The sequence below is a fragment of the Cellulomonas telluris genome, from assembly GCF_004886325.1.
Lineage (GTDB): Bacteria > Actinomycetota > Actinomycetes > Actinomycetales > Cellulomonadaceae > Cellulomonas > Cellulomonas telluris.
This window is the reverse complement of the sequence record NZ_QXFN01000012.1, coordinates 1-783: the sequence shown is the minus strand read 5'-3', so window position 1 is coordinate 783 and position 783 is coordinate 1. Positions and strand designations below refer to the sequence as shown.

Genomic DNA, 783 nt, shown 5'->3' with positions numbered 1-783 from the left:
AGTGCAAGGAATAATTAACGCTGGATATTCAGTGAAAAAAGATTATGATCGTTTGCAGAGTATGGATTTAGTTAAAGAAAACAAAGAATTATGTGACAAAGTTGATAGTTTAGCTGAAGGTTATGTTAAAGCTATTAACGAAAATACAGATTTGGAAAATGAGAATAGAGAATTGCGTAAGGAAATAAGCTCGTTAAAAGCCCATATAAGAGATTTAAAGGAAAATGTAAAGGTTTTATACCATAACACAAAAAAACTCTTAGGAAGGCAATTTGAGGGCTTTAGAGGTCTTATTAAGAACGAGTTGGATATGAAAGGGATAGATAATCAATTTGAGCGTGAACATAAAAAAGAAATGAAGACTAAACAACGAGGGTATGACATGGAGCGATGAAAACATAAATAAAGCGAGTAGACTTTACTACCCGCTTTATTTTAGGTTTTCCCGTTTTCGCAAAGCTTTAAATCTATCAAATTGTTTACGATATATATAGTCTTTATTTTCTTTTTTGCTGACTAAGATTTTCCCGTCGTATTTTGTAAATTTTTTCTTGTCGTTTGAATCAGTCCACGCTAAATCTTCATTTACTAAATAAACATTTGATGTACCCATTTTTAGTACACTCAAAAATCCGTTCTCTTCAAGTACTTTGATTCCTCTATAAATAGTCATTTTTGATTTTCCAAAGTAATCTTCAAAAGTTGAATATGAGCATGCTAATGCATTCTTGTTATCCATGTGTTCGATTATGAAAAATAAAAGAGAACTAGCGAGATCGGAAG

2 protein-coding genes are annotated in these 783 nt (G+C 31.3%); one reads left to right on the top strand and one right to left on the bottom strand.

What is annotated here, in order from left to right; all coding sequences use genetic code 11:
• A partial coding sequence (locus tag FB586_RS18460; RefSeq protein ID WP_442319898.1) for a hypothetical protein occupies window positions 1-394 on the top strand: 394 nt, incomplete at its 5' end.
• A gap of 36 nt (window positions 395-430) precedes the next feature.
• On the opposite strand, the gene FB586_RS18455 is transcribed toward FB586_RS18460, so the two are convergent.
• Window positions 431-783: helix-turn-helix domain-containing protein (locus FB586_RS18455; protein ID WP_187697894.1), on the bottom strand; the 353-nt coding region annotated here is incomplete at its 5' end.